This is a genomic window from Arenibacter latericius DSM 15913 (assembly GCF_000424985.1).
GTDB classification, from domain to species: Bacteria; Bacteroidota; Bacteroidia; order Flavobacteriales; family Flavobacteriaceae; genus Arenibacter; species Arenibacter latericius.
In genome coordinates this window covers 75,452-95,812 of the sequence record NZ_KE384285.1, presented here as the reverse complement: position 1 = coordinate 95,812, position 20,361 = coordinate 75,452, and the positions used below count along the sequence as shown (strand labels likewise).

Genomic DNA, 20,361 nt, shown 5'->3' with positions numbered 1-20,361 from the left:
TACTAGTTCTATAGGTTTAAAGTAACCTATTTTTTTGGACAAAGAAAAAAAAACCTCGATGCTGAACATCGAGGTTTTTAATTTTTAGAATTTCAGTTCTTCTTTTCGAGCCATGATTTCATCGTACTCTTCTTTAGAGCCTACAATGATATTATCATAATCTCTCATTCCCGTTCCAGCCGGTATCTTATGTCCAACTATAACGTTCTCCTTCAATCCTTCTAAGTTATCTATTTTACCGCTTACAGCAGCTTCGTTCAATACTTTAGTAGTTTCCTGGAAAGAAGCGGCAGAGATAAATGACTTAGTCTGTAGCGACGCCCTTGTAATCCCCTGAAGGATTGGTGTGGCAGTAGCTGCAACTGCATCTCTAGCGATAACCAAATTCTGATCATTTCGCCTTAAGCCAGAATTCTCATCTCTCAGTTGACGTTGAGTAATAATTTGACCTGGTTTCAAGTTTTCAGAATCACCAGCATCTTCTACTACTTTCTTTCCGTATATCTCATCGTTCTCTACGATAAAGTCTTCCTTATGAACCAACTGATTTTCTAAGAAAATAGTATCACCTGGATCCTGGATACGAACTTTACGCATCATCTGACGAACTACAACTTCAAAGTGCTTATCATTAATCTTCACCCCTTGTAGACGATATACTTCTTGTACTTCGTTTACCAAGTACTGTTGAACAGCAGACGGACCTTTTATTGCTAAGATGTCTTCTGGAGTAATAGCTCCATCGGATAATGGCATTCCGGCACGTACATAATCGTTTTCCTGAACTAGGATCTGATTAGAAAGCTTTACTAAGTATTTCTTAACCTCTCCTAGTCTAGATTCTATAATGATTTCGCGATTTCCTCGTTTAATCTTTCCGAAGGAAACAACACCATCAATTTCAGAAACTACAGCAGGGTTAGATGGGTTACGTGCTTCAAACAATTCGGTAACTCTTGGAAGACCTCCCGTAATATCCCCAGACTTTGCGGATCTACGTGGTATTTTTACCAAAATCTTACCTTCTTTGATTTTGTCACCATCATCTACCATAATATGCGAACCAACTGGTAAGTTGTAAGAACGCAATACTTCATCCTTATTATTCTTAATCAATAAGGTAGGGATAAGCTTTTTATTTCTAGATTCAGAAATAACTTTTTCCTGGAATCCAGTCTGCTCATCAATTTCTACCTGATAAGTAACCCCTTGCTCAATATTCTCATAGGCGATTTTTCCAGTGAATTCTGAAACGATAACACCGTTATATGGGTCCCACTGACAGATTACCTGACCTTTTTCTACCTTATCTCCGCTCTTAATAAATAATTCGGATCCATAAGGAATATTGTTGGTACTTAAAGTAATTCCTGTTTTAGGGTCGGATACCTTAACTTCTGAAGTTCTAGAAATAACAATATAGGATTCTTTTCCTTCTTCATTAACATTGGTTACCGTTCTAAGCTCCTCAATTTCGGCTATACCAGAGAACTTAGCCTCTAGCTTGTTATCCTCAGAAATGTTACCTGCAATCCCTCCTACGTGGAAAGTTCTCAAGGTTAACTGTGTACCAGGTTCCCCAATAGATTGTGCAGCAACAACTCCAACGGCCTCTCCTCTTTGTACCATCTTATTGGTAGAAAGGTTTCTTCCGTAACATTTACCACAAATCCCTTTTAAAGCTTCACAAGTCAATGCAGAACGCACTTCAACCATGTCTATCGGCGAAGCATTAATACGCTTCACATCCGCTTCCATAATCTCTTGACCGGCCGTTAAAAGTTTCTCTTCGGTTACAGGGTCGTATACATCATGTAGGGAAACCCTTCCTAGGATTCTATCACCCAATGATTCTACTACTTCCTCGTTCTTCTTAAGAGCTTCTACCTGGATACCTCTTAGGGTTCCACAGTCTTCTGTATTAACAATAACATCTTGGGAAACGTCTACCAAACGACGTGTTAAGTAACCTGCATCCGCCGTTTTCAACGCCGTATCCGCAAGACCTTTACGTGCACCGTGAGTAGAAATAAAGTATTCCAAGATGGATAATCCCTCTTTAAAGTTAGATAAAATAGGGTTTTCAATAATTTCTCCACCTCCTGCAGTAGATTTCTTAGGCTTAGCCATCAATCCACGCATACCGGTTAACTGTCTAATCTGCTCTTTAGAACCCCTTGCTCCAGAATCCAACATCATATACACGGAGTTAAATCCTTGCATATCTTCACGAATTCGCTTCATCGCTAATTCGGTCAACACTGTGTTGGTAGAAGTCCACACGTCTATCACCTGGTTATAACGTTCGTTATTGGTAATAAGACCCATGTTATAGTTTGCCATAATGCCTTCAACTTGTTCATTGGCATCAGCAATCATTTCTCCTTTTTCCTCTGGAATAATAATATCTCCTAAGCTAAAGGATAGTCCACCTTTAAAGGCGAAATCATATCCCATAGTTTTAATTTTATCCAAGAATTCTGCCGTTTCAGGAACACTAGTAACTCTTAATATATTACCAATGATATCCCTTAACGATTTTTTATTCAACACTTCGTTGATATATCCTGCTTCTTCTGGTACTACCATATTAAACAAGACTCTACCTACGGTTGTTGGAATAATTTGATTTACCAATTCTCCTTCTTCGTTAAAGTTCTTTGCACGTACTTTAATACCTGCGTTAAGATCTAAACGACCTTCGTTATGGGCAATCACTACTTCTTCATAGGAGTAGAAAGTAAGTCCTTCCCCTTTAACTTTTACCTCGGGGGTAGATTTCTTTTCCTTAGTCATGTAGTACAGACCCAAGACCATATCCTGTGAAGGTACTGTAATTGGAGAACCGTTTGCTGGGTTCAGAATATTATGTGAAGCCAACATTAACAATTGTGCCTCTAAAATTGCTTCTGGGCCTAATGGAAGGTGAACCGCCATCTGGTCACCATCGAAATCCGCGTTAAATGCGGTACAAACCAATGGGTGAAGACGAATTGCCTTACCTTCTATAAGTTTTGGCTGGAACGCTTGTATCCCTAAACGGTGCAAGGTAGGAGCACGGTTAAGAAGTACTGGATGTCCTTTTAAAACATTTTCTAGAATATCCCAAACAACAGGCTCTTTACGGTCTATTATTTTCTTAGCAGATTTAACCGTTTTCACTATACCTCTTTCGATCAATTTACGGATTACGAAAGGTTTATATAGTTCCGCAGCCATATCTTTTGGAAGACCACATTCGAACAGTTTCATTTCAGGTCCAACAACAATTACCGAACGAGCAGAGTAATCCACACGTTTACCTAAAAGGTTTTGACGGAAACGTCCTTGTTTACCTTTTAATGAATCTGAAAGTGATTTTAATGGTCTATTAGATTCGGTTTTTACTGCCGATGCTTTACGAGTATTATCGAACAAGGAATCTACTGCTTCCTGAAGCATACGTTTCTCATTTCTAAGAATCACTTCAGGCGCTTTGATCTCTACCAGTCTTTTTAGACGGTTATTTCTAATAATAACCCTCCTATATAGGTCGTTTAAATCTGAGGTAGCAAATCTACCACCATCTAACGGCACTAAAGGACGTAACTCTGGTGGAATTACGGGAATAACCTTCATGATCATCCATTCTGGATTATTCTCTCTATATTCTTGAGACTCTCTTAGGGCCTCTACCACCTGTAGCCTTTTTAATGCCTCTGTTTTACGCTGCTTAGAAGTTTCTGTATTTGCTTTATGTCTAAGTTCATAAGATAGTTCACTTAGATCTATCCTATTTAAAAGCTCTATAAGACATTCCGCTCCCATTTTAGCGATAAACTTATTTGGGTCGGTATCTTCCAAGTATTGGTTATCCTGTGGGAGAGTTTCTAAAACATTTAGATACTCTTCCTCACTTAAGAAATCCATTTTCTTAATTTCTTCCCCTTCTGGACCTTTGGCAATACCAGGCTGAATTACTACATAACGCTCGTAGTAAATAATCATATCCAATTTCTTGGATGGTAATCCCAAAAGGTATCCAATTTTATTTGGCAAAGAACGGAAATACCAAATATGGGCTACGGGCACAACCAAATTAATGTGCCCTACCCTATCTCTACGTACTTTTTTCTCTGTTACCTCTACGCCACATCGATCACAAACAATCCCACGGTAGCGAATTCTCTTGTACTTACCACAAGCACACTCGTAATCCTTTACAGGACCAAAGATACGCTCACAGAAAAGACCGTCACGCTCAGGTTTGTGCGTTCTATAGTTAATAGTTTCAGGTTTTAAAACCTCACCTCGGGACTCTGCCAAAATAGCTTCTGGAGAGGCCAAACCGATTGAAATTTTATTGAACCTTTTAACGGTATTATTATCTTTTAGTCTAGCCATAACTATATTCTGATACTAATTTAATTCTAATTGTTAGGAATAGTGTTGAAAACCTATTCTTGTTATTCTTCCAATCTAATGTCTAAACCTAAACCTTTAAGTTCGTGCATTAATACATTGAAAGATTCTGGTAACCCAGGTTCTGGCATGGTTTCTCCCTTAACGATAGACTCATATGTCTTGGCTCTTCCAATAACATCATCAGATTTAACCGTTAATATTTCCCTTAGGGTAGCAGAAGCACCATAAGCTTCTAAGGCCCAAACCTCCATCTCTCCAAATCGCTGTCCACCAAATTGTGCTTTACCACCTAATGGTTGCTGCGTAATTAACGAGTAGGGTCCTATAGAACGCGAGTGCATCTTATCATCTACCATATGTCCTAATTTTAACATGTAGATAACCCCAACGGTTGCAGGCTGGTCAAATCGTTGACCTGTACCTCCGTCGTATAGATACGTATGTCCATATCTTGGAATTCCAGCTTCATCGGTATAAGTATTAATCTCATCCAATTCGGCACCATCAAAAATCGCAGTAGCATACTTCTTCCCTAATTTTAATCCGGCCCATCCTAGAACAGTTTCATAAATCTGACCAATGTTCATACGAGATGGTACACCAAGTGGGTTTAGTACGATATCTACTGGGGTACCATCTTCCAAGAATGGCATATCTTCATGACGAACAATTCTAGAAACAATACCTTTGTTTCCGTGACGTCCAGCCATTTTATCCCCAACCTTTAGTTTACGTTTTTTAGCCACATAAACCTTGGCTAATTTCATAATTCCTGAAGGCAATTCATCTCCCACAGAAATAGTAAACTTATCCCTTCTAAGGTTACCCTGAAGGTCGTTCAATTTAATCTTATAGTTATGCAACAAATCGGCCACCAATGTATTGCAATCCTTGTCTGTTGTCCAGCTTCCACCTACTAAATGTGCAAAATCGTCTACAGCGTTCAACATTCTCAAGGTATATTTCTTTCCTTTTGGAAGTACTTCCTCCCCAAGGTCGTTCAATACTCCTTGTGATGTCTTACCATTGACTAATGTAAATAGTTTTTCAACCAATACATCTTTAAGCTGTTGGAATTTCACTTCGTATTCCAGCTCTAATTTTGCCAATTCTTCTTTATCCTCGGAACGCTTACGCTTATCTTTAACAGATCTAGAGAATAATTTTTTATCGATAACCACTCCGTGTAACGAAGGTGAAGCTTTTAAGGAAGCATCCTTAACATCTCCTGCCTTATCACCAAAGATAGCACGTAATAATTTTTCTTCAGGTGTAGGATCAGATTCTCCTTTTGGTGTAATCTTACCAATAAGAATATCACCAGGTTTAACCTCTGCTCCAATACGGATCATACCGTATTCGTCCAAATCCTTAGTAGCTTCCTCAGAAACGTTTGGAATATCATTTGTTAATTCCTCAGCTCCTAATTTAGTATCTCTAACTTCTAGTGCGTATTCATCTACGTGAATAGAAGTAAAGATATCTTCTCTAACCACTTTTTCGGAAATTACGATAGCATCCTCAAAGTTATACCCTTTCCAAGGCATAAAGGCTACAACCAGGTTTCTACCTAGGGCCAATTCACCATTTTCTGTGGCATATCCTTCACAAAGTACTTCACCTTTTCTAACCCTATACCCTTTTCTAACAATTGGTTTTAGGTTAATACTAGTACCTTGGTTGGTCTTTCTAAATTTAACCAACTCATAGGTCTTAGAGTCATCATCAAAGCTAACTAGCTTTTCGTCCTCAGTTCTATCGTACTTTATGGTAATCTTTTTAGAGTCCACGTATTCAACAACTCCATCACCTTCAGCATTTATCAATACTCTAGAGTCGGATGCAACCTGACGTTCTAGTCCGGTACCTACGATAGGCGCCTCCGGTCTAAGCAACGGTACAGCCTGTCTCATCATGTTAGATCCCATCAATGCCCTGTTTGCATCATCATGCTCCAAGAATGGAATTAAAGATGCTGAAATAGAAGCTATCTGGTTAGGTGCAACATCCGTATAGTTAAGCTCCTCTGGATCTACTACTGGGAAATCTCCTTCTTCCCTAGCAATCACTTTCTCTGCGGTGATGTTTCCTTCATCATCCATAGGAATGTTAGCTTGGGCAATTTTCATATCTTCTTCCTCTTCTGCACTCAGGTAGATGAAGTCGTCAATATTAACTTTCCCGTTTTCTACTCTACGGTATGGTGTTTCTAGGAAGCCCATTGGGTTTACCTTAGCATATACAGATAGAGAAGAAATTAACCCAATATTCGGTCCTTCTGGAGTTTCAATTGGACACAGTCTTCCGTAGTGAGTATAGTGAACGTCACGCACCTCAAAACCTGCTCTTTCCCTAGACAATCCACCAGGTCCTAAGGCAGACAACCTTCTCTTGTGCGTAATTTCCGCCAAGGGGTTAGTCTGGTCCATAAACTGAGACAACTGGTTAGTACCAAAGAAAGAGTTAATCACAGAAGACAAAGTCTTCGCGTTAATCAAATCTATAGGCGTAAACACCTCATTATCACGAACGTTCATACGCTCACGAATAGTTCTAGCCATACGAGCTAAACCTACACCAAACTGTTGTGACAATTGCTCTCCAACGGTTCTTACCCTTCTATTAGAAAGGTGATCGATATCATCGATCTCCGCTTTAGAGTTAATCAATTCTATTAAGTACTTTATAATAGTAATGATATCTTCCCTGGTAAGGACTTGCTTGTCCATTTCAATATCCAAACCAAGTTTTTTATTCATTCTATAACGTCCTACCTCACCCAAGTTATAACGTTGGTCTGAGAAGAACAGTTTATCTATAATACCACGAGCGGTCTCCTCATCTGGCGGCTCTGCGTTACGTAGTTGACGATAGATGTGCTCCACAGCCTCTTTTTCGGAGTTTGTTGGATCTTTTTGGAGTGTATTGTGAATAATAGCATAATCGCTCTGGGCATTATTCTCTTTATGGAGAAGGATAGTTTTCACATCAGCATCCAAGATTTCTGCAATATGATCTTTCTCCAATACGGTATCACGATCTAATACAATCTCATTACGCTCAATGGATACTACTTCACCGGTATCCTCGTCCACGAAATCCTCATGCCACGTATTCAATACTCTTGCCGCTAATTTACGGCCCAGCACCTTCTTCAATCCGGCATTGGAAACTTTCACTTCTTCCGACAGGTCGAAGATTTCCAAAATATCCTTATCCCTTTCATATCCAATTGCTCTGAACAAGGTAGTTACTGGTAATTTTTTCTTTCTATCAATATATGCGTACATAACGCCATTGATATCTGTTGCAAATTCTATCCAAGATCCTTTAAATGGAATTACTCTGGCAGAATACAACTTTGTTCCATTTGCATGGAAGGATTGTCCGAAGAAAACCCCTGGAGAACGGTGTAGCTGAGATACAACAACACGTTCGGCACCATTTACCACAAATGTACCACTAGGGGTCATGTAGGGAATAGTACCTAAATACACATCCTGAACAATGGTTTCGAAATCCTCATGTTCTGGATCTGTACAATATAATTTTAATCTTGCTTTTAAAGGAACACTATACGTAAGTCCACGCTCTATACATTCTTGGATAGAATATCTAGGTGGATCAATAAAATAGTCTAAAAACTCTAGTACGAACTGGTTCCTGGTGTCTGTAATGGGAAAGTTTTCCATGAAGGTGTTGTACAACCCTTCATTGCCCCTTTCGTCAGATTTGGTCTCAAGTTGAAAAAAATCTTGAAATGATTTAATCTGAATGTCCAAGAAATCCGGATAATCCGGCGTGTTCTTAGCGGATGCGAAACTTATTCTTTCAGTCTGATTTGTGAACATCGATGGACAAAATTTTGATCGTGAATACTTAATTGGGTTGTGTATCACTCTATACACTGTATGTATAAAAAGGCTTAGGTCTAGCCACAAAAAGCGGAAAGACCTAAACCAGAATAATTATTGGTTGATGCTATTATTTAAGCTCAACTTCAGCTCCTGCTTCTTCCAATTGAGTTTTAATTGCTTCAGCTTCATCTTTAGCAATACCTTCCTTAACAGCTTTAGGAGCGCTATCAACGATATCTTTAGCATCTTTCAATCCTAAACCAGTTAATTCTTTAACCAATTTAACAACTGCTAATTTAGAACCACCTGCTGCTTTCAAAATTACGTCGAATTCTGTTTGCTCTTCAGCAGCGTCACCACCTTCAGCGGCACCACCAGCGGCAACAGCTACTGCAGCAGCTGCAGGCTCAATACCGTACTCTTCTTTTAATATATCAGCTAACTCATTTACTTCCTTTACTGTAAGGTTAACCAATTGTTCTGCGAAATCTTTTAAATCTGCCATTTTTCTATCGTTTAATAAAATTTTAAAATATAATTGTTTTTAGTGCGTACGTATTATTTTTCTGATAATGTCTTAAGGATTCCGGCAAGTTTACCTCCACCAGATTTAAGTCCAGAAATAACATTCTTGGCTGGAGACTGAAGTAATCCAATGATTTCTCCGACCATCTCTTCCTTAGACTTAATACTTTCTAAAGTATCCAATTGATCATCACCAATATATATTGCCTCGGCAATATATGCTCCCTTTAACAAAGGTCTATCAGCTTTCTTTCTAAAGTTCTTGATAAGCTTTGCAGGCGCATTTCCAGTTTCCGAAAGCATAATAGAAGTACTTCCTTTTAACACCTCAGGTAGTTCCCCAAAGTCTTTTTCAGAAGCTTCCATTGCTTTTGCAAGCATGGTATTTTTAACTACGGCTAGCTTTATATTTGCTTTAAAACATGCCTTTCTTAAAGCTGAAGTTCTTTCAGCATTCAATCCAGAAATATCAGTCAAATATATAGTAGAGCTTTCCCCTAACTGCGCAGTTAAATCCTGTATAACATTTTTCTTCTCTTCTCTTGTCATAATAAAAACTTTTGACTAACAGTTAATCTACTTTTGGATCTAATGCAACGCTAGGACTCATAGTACTAGACATATAAACAGACTTCATATATACCCCCTTAGCTGCAGTTGGTTTCAACTTTATTAAAGTATCCAACAACTCCTCGGCATTTTCTGCAATCTTATCTGCTGAGAAAGAAACTTTCCCTATAGCTGCATGCACGATTCCTGTTTTGTCAACTTTAAAATCAATTTTACCAGCTTTTACTTCTGCAACCGCTTTGGCTACATCCATAGTTACTGTTCCGGTCTTTGGGTTAGGCATAAGACCTCTTGGTCCTAAAATCCTTCCTAAAGGACCTAATTTACCCATTACGCTAGGCATAGTGATAATAACATCAACATCGGTCCAACCGCTTTTGATTTTATCTAAATACTCATCTAAACCTACGTAATCTGCACCAGCTTCTTTAGCTTCCGCTTCTTTATCTGGTGTTACCAAAGCCAAAACTTTAATATCCTTACCTGTTCCATGAGGAAGGGTTACCACCCCACGCACCATTTGATTAGCTTTTCTTGGATCTACACCCAAACGAACTGCCAATTCTACAGATGAATCAAATTTTGTATTGGTTATCTCTTTTATTAAAGCAGCTGCTTCTGAAATAGAATAGAGTTTAGTCTTATCTATTTTACTGTGAGCTTCTTTTTGCTTCTTCGTTAATTTTGCCATTCTAAATTGCTTTTAAGATTTTAAAAAGGTCTAGTACCTGAGACTTTTAAACCCATAGATCTTGCTGTACCAGCTACCATGCTCATTGCGGATTCTACCGTAAAAGCATTTAAATCTACCATTTTGTCTTCAGCGATTGCTTTAACCTGATCCCAAGTTACACTTGCTACCTTGTTTCTGTTAGGCTCGCCAGATCCTTTTTTAACCTTAGCCGCTTCCATTAATTGAACTGCCGCCGGCGGTGTCTTTATAACAAAGTCGAATGACTTGTCTTTATAAACCGTGATTGCAACGGGCAGGACTTTTCCTGCTTTATCCTGTGTACGCCCATTAAATTGCTTACAGAATTCCATTATGTTAACCCCGGCAGCACCTAAAGCGGGTCCAACCGGTGGCGACGGATTCGCTGCACCTCCCCTAACTTGTAGTTTAACTACTTTACTTACTTCTTTTGCCATTGTTTCTAATTAAAATTAAAGTCGTGTTATTTTGGAAGCAACACTCCTTTTAACTATGTAACAGTTCTTATTAAATTCTTATTTATTAAAATCCTTTAACGTCAACTACACTTTCTCTACCTGCATATAACTCAACTCTAATGGTGTTTTTCTTCCGAAAATTTTCACCATTACCTCTAGCTTACGCTTCTCTTCATTAATCTTCTCTACAGTACCGTTAAAGCCATTAAAGGGACCATCTATTACTTTTACAGTCTCCCCTAACACGAAAGGTATCGCTACACTGTCAGTCTTAACTGCCAATTCATCTACCTTTCCTAACATTCTATTTACCTCAGATTTTCTTAAAGGAACAGGATCACCACCTTTGGTTTCACCTAAAAACCCAATAACATTAGTAATGGAACGGATAATATGCACCATCTCACCACCAAGGTTAGCTTTTACCATAATATAACCAGGGAAATAAACACGTTCTTTATTTATCTTCTTCCCATTTCTTATCTGAACTACTTTTTCTGTAGGTACAAGAACCTCCTCTAGATAATCCTCAAAACCCAAACGAGCAACTTCAGTCTCTATATAGCCTTTAATCTTATTTTCCTGACCACTTACAGCTCTTACAACATACCATTTCTTATCCAACACTTCTGACATAGAGCTATCCTTAATTGATTATACTATTGAAATAAAGTAGAATTAGTTCACTAAACAAACTATCCACACCCCAAGTCGCTAATGCAAAAATTATAGAGAATACAGCCACGATAACCATAAGATTAGTCGATTCGGCCTTAGGAGGTAGGGTAACGTTATTTTTAAGTTCGTCTATAGATTCCGTTATATATGTAAACATGCAGCGCGTTATTTATTGTCTTAACTAATTTAAAAAGGACATCTTAGATTTCTTACAACAATTCTGAATTGCCCTTTTTAGTTTCCAGCTAGATCTATTAACAGTGAACCTACACAGAACTTCACCTATCACCAGCTTAAGTTAATTGAGCAAGAGCTCCTTTTATTTGCACGGGCAGAGAGGCTCGAACTCCCGACACCTGGTTTTGGAGACCAGTGCTCTACCAACTGAGCTATACCCGTTTCTGTGATGCTTTACTTAATCAAACTCCCTATATATCAACAACAGGAACAGACCTAGCTACACTCACTTATATTTACATTGAAAGGTATCCCGCTTTAGCAAGACACCCTCAATGTAAATTTACCTTAATCTCAAAAGATAATTAATCTATGATTTTAGTAACCTGACCAGCACCTACAGTTCTACCACCTTCACGGATAGCAAAACGTAATCCTACGTTAAGTGCAACTGCAGATAACAAATCAACAGTAATTGTAAGGTTATCACCTGGCATAACCATTTCTACTCCCTCAGGAAGATTAATAGTACCAGTAACGTCTGTTGTTCTTACGTAGAACTGTGGACGGTAGTTATTATGGAATGGAGTGTGACGTCCACCTTCTTCTTTTTTCAAGATATACACCTCAGCTTCAAACTTAGCGTGTGGAGTTACAGAACCTGGCTTACAGATTACCATTCCTCTTTTAATTTGAGACTTTTCAATACCTCTTAAAAGGATACCTACGTTATCTCCAGCTTCTCCTCTATCCAAAATCTTACGGAACATTTCAACCCCTGTGATAGTAGAAGTTAACTTTTCAGCTCCCATTCCAATGATATCAACAGCGTCTCCCGTGTTAGCTACACCAGTCTCGATACGACCAGTTGCAACAGTACCACGTCCAGTAATAGTGAATACATCTTCAATTGGCATCAAGAAATCCTTATCAACATCTCTTTGAGGCAATTCGATCCAGTTATCAACAGCTTCCATCAAACTCAATACTGTATCAACCCACTGCTGCTCACCGTTAAGTGCTCCTAATGCAGATCCAGCAATAACAGGACCATTATCTCCATCATACTCATAGAAAGAAAGCAATTCTCTTACTTCCATCTCTACCAACTCCAATAACTCAGCATCATCAACCATGTCAACTTTATTCAAGAAAACAACGATTCTTGGAATACCAACCTGACGTCCTAAAAGGATGTGCTCACGAGTTTGTGGCATTGGACCATCTGTAGCAGCAACAACCAAAATAGCACCATCCATCTGAGCAGCACCAGTAACCATGTTCTTTACGTAATCGGCGTGACCTGGACAGTCAACGTGAGCGTAGTGACGATTAGCAGTTGCGTACTCTACGTGTGAAGTATTAATGGTAATACCTCTTTCTTTTTCCTCAGGAGCGTTATCAATAGAATCGAAACTTCTCATTTCAGAAAATCCCGCGTTAGCCAATACATTAGTAATAGCTGCAGTCAAAGTAGTTTTACCGTGATCCACGTGTCCAATAGTACCTATATTTAAATGCGGTTTGGAACGATCAAATGTTGCCTTTGCCATGTTTGTTAAATTTAATTCTTAGTTTATATTAGTGTACAAATAATGCCTTAATTGAGCCAATGATGAGATTTGAACTCATGACCTCTTCCTTACCAAGGAAACGCTCTACCCCTGAGCTACACCGGCTTTTAAAAAAATAAAAGAAGCAGTAAAATACACCCCTCTTTCTTTTCGCCATCAACCCAAAAGTCAAATGAACTCGAATGAAACTTCTTACAGCTTCCCTTTGACCAAATAACTCAATTCAAGTCAAATCAATTCCAATCACATAAAGCCCCATATTAAGGAGCCTTTTGCTTTTGAAACTTTGAGCGGGAGACCGGGTTCGAACCGGCGACATTCAGCTTGGAAGGCTGACGCTCTACCAACTGAGCTACTCCCGCATTGCAATTTTTAGGCAAACCTAAAAATTTAATTCATTATTTCAAAAATTATTTTGCATTTAATTACAAAATTTTGTGGGGAGAGCAGGATTCGAACCTGCGAAGACATAGTCAGCAGATTTACAGTCTGCCCTCGTTGGCCGCTTGAGTATCTCCCCAACGTAATTACATTACAATTTTTAAAGAACGTAAGAAAAATAACTTTCTCTAGTTTCACTTAAGTTGCTATCCGGTTTTCTTTCACCTTCCATAGAACATTTAAGATTCTACGCTTAACAACTTACTTTTAAAAAGTGAGCAAAAATAATACTTATTTTTGATTTTCCTAAAGTTGATTTGATTTTTTTTCTGAATTAAACTCGAAGCTTATTTCCTACTTCAAAACCTTATCAACTTCACTTCAAAATGTCAACAAAAACAATTTTCATTATTGCTTTAATTTGAGCCGATGGAGGGACTCGAACCCACGACCTGCTGATTACAAATCAGCTGCTCTAGCCAGCTGAGCTACATCGGCCTTTACTTCTTTTCCTTTCAAAAAAAAGCCCGCTATTTCTAACGGACTGCAAATGTAAAAGCTTTATTTAGTTATTCAAAACATTTTTTAATTTTTTTTACGCATTTAGTCTAATTTTTTCTTTTCGCTTTACCAATTTACGCTCTAAACTACTACAAGCGGCATCTATCGCTTCCTCAAAAGTTCTGCACTGTTTCTTTACCACGAAATTGTCACGAGGAACTAAGACCTTGATTTCCACTATCTTATTTTCTTTAGCACTTGTATTCTCTACCTTTAGGTACACATCTGTACTAACTATCTTATCATAAAACTGCTCTAGTTTCCCTAATCTCGCTTCCATAAAATCAATTAGTTTACCATCAGCCGTAAAATTCACCGATTGCGCGTTTACTTTCATATATTATATAATTTTAAAGTTAAACATTCCTACAAATACTACTTCTTGTTCCTAGGATGCGCCGAGAGATGTACTTTTTTTAATTCCGCAATACTATTATGAGTATAAACCTGGGTTGACGCCAAACTTGAATGACCCAACAACTCTTTTACAGCATTCAGATCGGCTCCCTTGTTTAGCAAGTGGGTCGCAAAGGTATGACGTAAAATATGCGGACTCTTTTTCACCTTAGTCGACACCTCACTAAAATACCCATTAATAACTCTATAAACAAGCGTTTCATATATTTTATTCCCCTTAGAAGTGAGAAAAATAAAACCTCTATCCCTAATTGTGGGTAAGCGATCCCTTTCCTCTATATAGTCTAATACAGTCTCCTTTAACGATTCTAACAACGGAATAATACGCTCTTTATTTCTTTTTCCTAGCACTTTAATTGTACCCGCCCCAAAATCCACATCCTTTACCTGAAGATTTATAAGTTCTGCCCTCCTAATTCCTGTTGCATACAACAACTCGATTATTAACTTATCTCGCTTCCCCTCAAAAGTATTATTAAACACCACTTGCCTTAACACTTCTTCCATCTCCCGCTCAGAGAATGGCACTTCTATTTTCTTTGGTGTTTTTAAAGCCTTGTGTTTCGCTAAAGGATTAGCAGATAACTTTTCTGTTCCTAATAAAAATTTATAATACGCTTTTAAAGAAGCTATCTTCCGGTTAACCGATCTATGAGAAATCCCAGATTCTACAAGTTTAATAACCCAACTTCTTATCAAGGCATAACTCGCCTCATCAATATCTGTTAAATCAAATTGAAGCGCAGCAAATTCCTTAAAATCAAGAATATCCTTCTCATAAGCAAGGACAGTATGAGGCGAGTAGTTTTTCTCTAAGGAGAGATACGTAATAAAAGAGGATATAGACATATTCCAAAGTTACAAAAGTAAATTTCTATAAAGCATACCACTGAGCACAATAACAATCCACTGCAATTAAGCTACTAGACAAGCTAGGTGCTATTCAACCTCTAAAAAACAATAATTTAAAAAAAAAACGTCCCACCAAAAAGGTGGGACGTTTACTTTTTACTCTAGTATATTTTATTGGGATCTAGATTTCCTCTTCATCCCTAAGATGTTGAATATACGCGGCTTTTTGTCTCTGAGCTCTGTTTAACACAGATGGCTTAGTGAACTGCTGACGCTTTCTCAATTGTCGCATTCTACCGGTCTTATCGAACTTTCGCTTGTAACGCTTTAAAGCTCTATCTATATTCTCTCCTTCTTTTATTGGTATTATTAACATGGGCGATAACCTCCTCTCTTTTGTGATTAAGGGTGCAAATATATAGTATTAATTTTCAAATTCTATTAATTATCTGAAAAAATTTAAAATAATTAATTTCACTTGTCCCTAGGCCTCATTCCTACAATTAACAACCTTAACAAATGGCACTCAGCTCCCTTACCCGGCGTTACCACCAAATACTTGCAGACCAATTACTGAAAGAATAAGAGTAGTAAGAAAAAATAGTCGCCAAAAAGTAACAGGCTCCTTAAACATTATTATACCAGCAACTACGGTTCCAACTGCACCAATAGCACCCCAAACAGCGTAAGCTGTCCCTACAGGAATGGCTTTCTCTCCCCCCATTGCTTTAAACAGCAGATACATACTAATACTAACACATATAATAAAGGCAGCCAACCATCCCCACATCTCCTTTCCAGATGTCTGTTGCGCCTTCCCCAAGCTTACTGCAAATCCGGTCTCAAATAGACCGCCAAGTATTAATAGTATCCAATTAATGTTCATAATGATAGTATTAAAGAATTAAGTCTGGTGACCACACATACTTTTAAAACCAAATAGATCACAATACATAAAATTGAATTTAACAATTAAATGCTTTGTGATCTAGACAGGAACGCAAACTTACTTTAGTATGTTTCTTGCAATTACTATTTTTTGAATTTCAGTAGTCCCCTCACCAATAGTACACAGTTTAGAATCTCGATAAAATTTCTCTACCGGGTAATCTTTGGTATAACCATACCCACCGTGAATTTGAACCGCTTCATTAGCAGCTTTCACACAAACTTCAGATGCAAACATCTTAGCCATAGCACCTAACTTAGTGACACTACGATTTTCATTCTTAAGAAATGCAGATTTATGAAGCAATAGTTCTGCAGCCTCTATTTCAGTTGCCATATCTGCCAATTTAAAGGAGATTCCTTGAAATTGACTTATTGGTTTTCCAAATTGCACTCTTTCCTTAGAATATTGTAAGGCTGCTTCATAAGCCCCCTTGGCAATACCTAGAGACAATGCCCCGATAGAAATTCTTCCACCATCCAATATTTTCATGGACTGAATAAAGCCTTCTCCAATTTCTCCTAATCTATTAGCATCTGGGATTCTACAATTATCAAAGACCAATTCTGCAGTTTCACTTGCGCGCATTCCCAGTTTATTTTCCTTTTTTCCACTGCTAAATCCAGGAGTACCTTTTTCTATCACAAAAGCAGTCATTCCACGGCTATCCCCTTTTTCTCCCGTTCTAGCAATAACCACTGCAACATCTCCACTTTTACCATGAGTTATAAAATTCTTGGCGCCGTTAAGCACCCAAGAATCTCCATCTTTTACTGCCGTGGTGTTCATCCCACCAGCATCCGAACCGGTATTGTGCTCCGTTAGCCCCCAAGCTCCAATCCATTCTGCGGTAGCTAATTTGGGAATCCACTTTTCTTTTTGTTCCTTATTTCCAAAGGTGAGAATATGATTAGTACATAAAGAATTATGTGCAGCCACTGAAAGCCCAATGGATGGATCTACTTTTGAAATCTCTTCTATAATGCTAATATATTCATGATAACCCAATCCTGACCCACCAAGCTCTACAGGAACAAGCACTCCCATAAAACCCATCTCCCCAGCTTTTTTAAAAACTTCTACAGGAAAGGTCTGTTCCTCATCCCATTCCATTACAAAGGGCCGTATATATTGTTCTGCGAATTCCTTTGCAGAGGCAGCCACCATTTTCTGAGTTTCCGAATAATCAAAACTCATTTCGTTAGGGGTATCTTTTACCATTCTATTAGCTATTACTATTTTATAATTGCAAATATAACTGAATTATATCTAATTTTTCAGAAGGGAAATCTTCAATATCTAATAGCTGATCGTAGGAAGAAATAACTCCGTTATACTCTCTATACGCTACTATCCTGTTAGCCAGTTTATAATTAATATAAACCAGCCTTACCAATTCGGATGCAGAAGCAGTATTAATATTTATCTTAATAATATTCGGAGCTTTTTTTATCTGAAAACGCTCCCATATCCTAGCTACTACTTCTTTTTCTAACCCATATACATGCTCTAACTGTTTCTCCACAACAAATCCTCCAAGCCGATCTCTAAACTTTATAATACGAGCAGACAACACCTCTCCAACTCCCACTACCTCCCTTAAATCCATTGCCGTTGCTAGGTTAAGATCCTTTACTATAATATTATACGAGGCATTACTTGCCCCTAATACAGCGGTTGGCGTATTTTTTTGAGGTACAGATGATGTTGTTTTGCTTATAGAGACGAATTTTTCTTTTTGCGTCCAAGTTGGGAACTTAAAATGAGGAGACATTGCTCTTAACAAAGAGTCTGATATCATAGTAACTTCCTGAAATTCTAAAGCAGAGTTAACAAAGGCATTTTTAGCCCTAAATTTATGCAGCCTATCTATTTCTTCTGGAGACATTCCCAACACATACCCCTTATAGTCTGTAATAAAATTGGGATTGTAGTCATAGACTACTATAGAATCTTGACGAGCAAAATTTATTTTAAGTTGATCTATTTCTGATTGTAATTCTGCATTCACTTTAAATTGTGGTTCAATCGCGCTATATAAAAAGGTAGTCCCCAAGTAATACAGCAACTGAAGTGCAACAATAATTAGCAGCAAAAAGAAAATCCCATTTCGTTCTTGTTTATTAAAACTGAAATGGGATTTTATATCTCTATTGCTCAAAATTTATTCGTTTTGTCTGTCTACAATATCGTCATTTTCCGAATAGGAATCTGGCTCTTTCTTGGGAGCCGTAGTCAATACCTTGTAAAAAAAGTATGCTGCAAAGAAAATAAAGACTCCCTGTGCAAGTATCATTATTGTTAGTGCTGATGAATTCATATTGTAGCCCTCCCCTCTTTTCTTCTTTTATTATATGCTAAATATACTAATAATGAAATAAATAAGAACAAGGACACTAAAATAGCCCTTCCTATATTTTTATAAAAAACATTATTTATAAAATCGCCCTCAGCTATTGCATCACCGGGCTTTATTTTATCTCCTTCAACAACGGTTGTTTTTTGATCTTCAGAAAAAGAATATTCTTTATAGTCGATAAATTCCTCATAAAAGGCAACGTCGTTCTCTTTATCGAATTTTTTTCGAGTGTTTTCGAAAGAAAATTTAATATAGTGGTCACCAACTTCTTCAACGGTACCGATTGCTGTCCCCGACCTGTCAAAATTCTCCGCATAAAAAACATCGGCAAATGCAGACCTATTAAAAGTATCTTGATGCGTTATCTTATCGTACATACTGGGAAGGCTCGCAAAAAAGACCCACCCCAACAATAATGGGGTCACATATTTAATAACGTACTTATAGATTTCAGGGATTTTAATATCGGCTCCTAAATTAATTTCCTTCCAACCCTTATCTATCCCAAACACCCAGGAGTACAAAATAACCTCAAAAAACGCAAAGAATACCAAACTTACCGTTCCGGCCCAATAATCATAATCATCAAAAACTCCTTCTTGAAAAAAGAAGACTGTTGGCAAACCAAGTATTAGCGCCAATCCGCCAAAGGACCACGCACCTTTTGTACTGCTCCAACCAAACTCGTCTTTCATAAAGCCTAACCACGGGGTTCCCATCGCCAGCGAACTTGTAATTCCGGAAAAGAATAATAACCCAAACCACATTACCCCTGCTATTGCAGCGAGTACAGGCCCCCATTGCTGAAATAAATAAGGCATGGTTTGAAAAGCCATCCCGAAGCCGGCATTGTTCATCACCCAATCTAGCCCTAAGTAACCTGCTGCGATAGGAATTACGATAGCACTACCAATAACTACCTCTACAAATCCGTTCATAAATCCTGCGGTTATAGAATTAAGGGCTATATCGTCTTTACTTTTCACATAAGATGCATAACAATGAATGGTCCCAAGACCTACTGATAAGGTAAAGAATATTTGACCTGCTGCTGCCAACCACACCTTAGGATTGAGTAATGAATCGTACTGAGGAGTCCATAAAAAATTAAGTCCGTCCCATGCATTTGCATCCGGAAAAAGTTCCGACGCCCCGCTAGTACCCAATGTATAACCTCGTATTGCTAAAAGAACACCAAAGAGAATCAATAAAGGCATCCCTATCTTTGCTACTTTCTCTACCCCACGGATCCCTTTTGATAATATAAAGGTGTTAAAGGCTAGACATAACACAAAGAAAATAATGGCTTCATAGGGAATACCAGTGGTACTCTTAGTTACATCCACATAGGAATTAAAGAAACCGGCAACCTCTCCTTGAGTCATACCTGAAAAAGTTCCTTTTAAGGAATGATAGACATAGGACATGGTCCAGGATTCTATATAGGAGTAATAGGCTACAATTGCCAAATTGGTAAAAATACCAAACACCCCAATATATTTTAGGGCTCTTCCTTTTACCATAGAATCTAAAATGTACGGAGTACTATGGTTTCCAAATCTACCGCCATAACGGCCAGAAGACCATTCTATAAATAATAGAGGGATTCCCATTAATAAAAAACAAACTAAATATGGGATAATAAATGCACCTCCACCATTTTCTACAGCCTGTATTGGGAATCTTAAAAAGTTCCCTAGTCCTACTGCATTCCCGGCCATAGCCAAAATAAGCCCCACACGTGACCCCCAAGATTCTACTGATTTCGCCATTTTCTACCTAAGCTTATTGATCGGTATTTTTTTTGATAAGTGGCGCAAGTTCGGGAAAAATTATATTTATACCGAATTAAAAGTAAAATTCCGCTCAATCACTTGCATTTATAGC

General features: G+C 38.1%; 17 protein-coding genes and 5 tRNA genes. All 22 read right to left on the bottom strand.

Annotation, left to right across the window (positions count from 1 at the left end; translation table 11 throughout):
* Positions 1–84 precede the first annotated feature (84 nt).
* The 22 genes from rpoC to H344_RS0117220 all read right to left on the bottom strand — a co-directional run bounded on the left by rpoC (position 85) and on the right by H344_RS0117220 (position 20,246).
* Positions 85–4,383, bottom strand: a complete 4,299-nt coding sequence (gene rpoC, locus H344_RS0117325) for a DNA-directed RNA polymerase subunit beta' (RefSeq protein WP_026811418.1) — start codon at positions 4,381–4,383, stop codon at positions 85–87.
* Positions 4,384–4,445: 62 nt separating this feature from the next.
* Positions 4,446–8,255: a DNA-directed RNA polymerase subunit beta gene (gene rpoB / locus H344_RS0117320; RefSeq protein ID WP_026811417.1), complete on the bottom strand. Its 3,810-nt coding sequence runs from the start codon at positions 8,253–8,255 to the stop codon at positions 4,446–4,448.
* A gap of 133 nt (positions 8,256–8,388) precedes the next feature.
* Positions 8,389–8,766: a 50S ribosomal protein L7/L12 gene (gene rplL / locus H344_RS0117315; protein WP_026811416.1), complete on the bottom strand. Its 378-nt coding sequence runs from the start codon at positions 8,764–8,766 to the stop codon at positions 8,389–8,391.
* Between the two features lie 53 nt (positions 8,767–8,819).
* Positions 8,820–9,335 (bottom strand): 50S ribosomal protein L10, encoded by a 516-nt coding sequence (rplJ, locus tag H344_RS0117310; protein ID WP_026811415.1) that lies wholly within the window; start codon positions 9,333–9,335, stop codon positions 8,820–8,822.
* A 22-nt stretch (positions 9,336–9,357) separates the two neighbouring features.
* Positions 9,358–10,047 carry a 50S ribosomal protein L1 gene (gene rplA / locus H344_RS0117305; protein WP_026811414.1) on the bottom strand — a complete coding sequence of 230 codons (690 nt, stop codon included), beginning with the start codon at positions 10,045–10,047 and terminating at the stop codon, positions 9,358–9,360.
* A gap of 20 nt (positions 10,048–10,067) precedes the next feature.
* A complete protein-coding gene (rplK, locus tag H344_RS0117300) occupies positions 10,068–10,505 on the bottom strand; it encodes a 50S ribosomal protein L11 (RefSeq protein WP_026811413.1) in 438 nt (145 codons plus the stop codon).
* A 105-nt stretch (positions 10,506–10,610) separates the two neighbouring features.
* Positions 10,611–11,162, bottom strand: a complete 552-nt coding sequence (gene nusG, locus H344_RS0117295; RefSeq protein WP_026811412.1) for a transcription termination/antitermination protein NusG — start codon at positions 11,160–11,162, stop codon at positions 10,611–10,613.
* Positions 11,163–11,172: 10 nt separating this feature from the next.
* Complete coding sequence (gene secE / locus H344_RS0117290) at positions 11,173–11,361, bottom strand: preprotein translocase subunit SecE (RefSeq protein ID WP_026811411.1); 189 nt, start codon at positions 11,359–11,361, stop codon at positions 11,173–11,175.
* Positions 11,362–11,530: 169 nt separating this feature from the next.
* Positions 11,531–11,603: transfer RNA gene (locus H344_RS0117285), tRNA-Trp, on the bottom strand.
* A gap of 143 nt (positions 11,604–11,746) precedes the next feature.
* A complete protein-coding gene (tuf, locus tag H344_RS0117280) occupies positions 11,747–12,934 on the bottom strand; it encodes an elongation factor Tu (RefSeq protein ID WP_026811410.1) in 1,188 nt (395 codons plus the stop codon).
* A 54-nt stretch (positions 12,935–12,988) separates the two neighbouring features.
* Positions 12,989–13,060, bottom strand: a tRNA-Thr gene (locus H344_RS0117275).
* 184 nt (positions 13,061–13,244) lie between these two features.
* Positions 13,245–13,317: transfer RNA gene (locus tag H344_RS0117270), tRNA-Gly, on the bottom strand.
* A 76-nt stretch (positions 13,318–13,393) separates the two neighbouring features.
* A tRNA-Tyr gene (locus tag H344_RS0117265) sits at positions 13,394–13,475 on the bottom strand.
* 285 nt (positions 13,476–13,760) lie between these two features.
* Positions 13,761–13,834 (bottom strand) — tRNA-Thr (locus H344_RS0117260).
* Positions 13,835–13,931: 97 nt separating this feature from the next.
* Positions 13,932–14,234: a ribosome hibernation-promoting factor, HPF/YfiA family gene (gene hpf, locus H344_RS0117255; RefSeq protein WP_026811409.1), complete on the bottom strand. Its 303-nt coding sequence runs from the start codon at positions 14,232–14,234 to the stop codon at positions 13,932–13,934.
* Between the two features lie 38 nt (positions 14,235–14,272).
* On the bottom strand, positions 14,273–15,163 hold the full coding sequence (locus H344_RS0117250) for a tyrosine-type recombinase/integrase (protein ID WP_026811408.1): 891 nt from the start codon (positions 15,161–15,163) through the stop codon (positions 14,273–14,275).
* 184 nt (positions 15,164–15,347) lie between these two features.
* Entirely contained in the window at positions 15,348–15,542 is a 195-nt protein-coding gene (rpsU, locus tag H344_RS0117245; RefSeq protein ID WP_026811407.1) for a 30S ribosomal protein S21, read from the bottom strand.
* Between the two features lie 159 nt (positions 15,543–15,701).
* Complete coding sequence (locus tag H344_RS0117240; protein ID WP_026811406.1) at positions 15,702–16,046, bottom strand: DMT family transporter; 345 nt, start codon at positions 16,044–16,046, stop codon at positions 15,702–15,704.
* 126 nt (positions 16,047–16,172) lie between these two features.
* The gene (locus H344_RS0117235) at positions 16,173–17,312 is read right to left on the bottom strand and encodes an acyl-CoA dehydrogenase family protein (protein ID WP_026811405.1); all 1,140 of its coding nucleotides are present in this window, start codon (positions 17,310–17,312) and stop codon (positions 16,173–16,175) included.
* A 43-nt stretch (positions 17,313–17,355) separates the two neighbouring features.
* Entirely contained in the window at positions 17,356–18,276 is a 921-nt protein-coding gene (locus tag H344_RS0117230) for a ComEA family DNA-binding protein (protein ID WP_084148845.1), read from the bottom strand.
* A gap of 3 nt (positions 18,277–18,279) precedes the next feature.
* Complete coding sequence (locus H344_RS21925; RefSeq protein WP_169514990.1) at positions 18,280–18,435, bottom strand: hypothetical protein; 156 nt, start codon at positions 18,433–18,435, stop codon at positions 18,280–18,282.
* On the bottom strand, positions 18,432–20,246 hold the full coding sequence (locus H344_RS0117220; RefSeq protein ID WP_026811403.1) for a sodium-dependent transporter: 1,815 nt from the start codon (positions 20,244–20,246) through the stop codon (positions 18,432–18,434). Before H344_RS0117220 ends, H344_RS21925 begins: the two co-directional genes overlap by 4 nt.
* Positions 20,247–20,361: the final 115 nt, after the last annotated feature.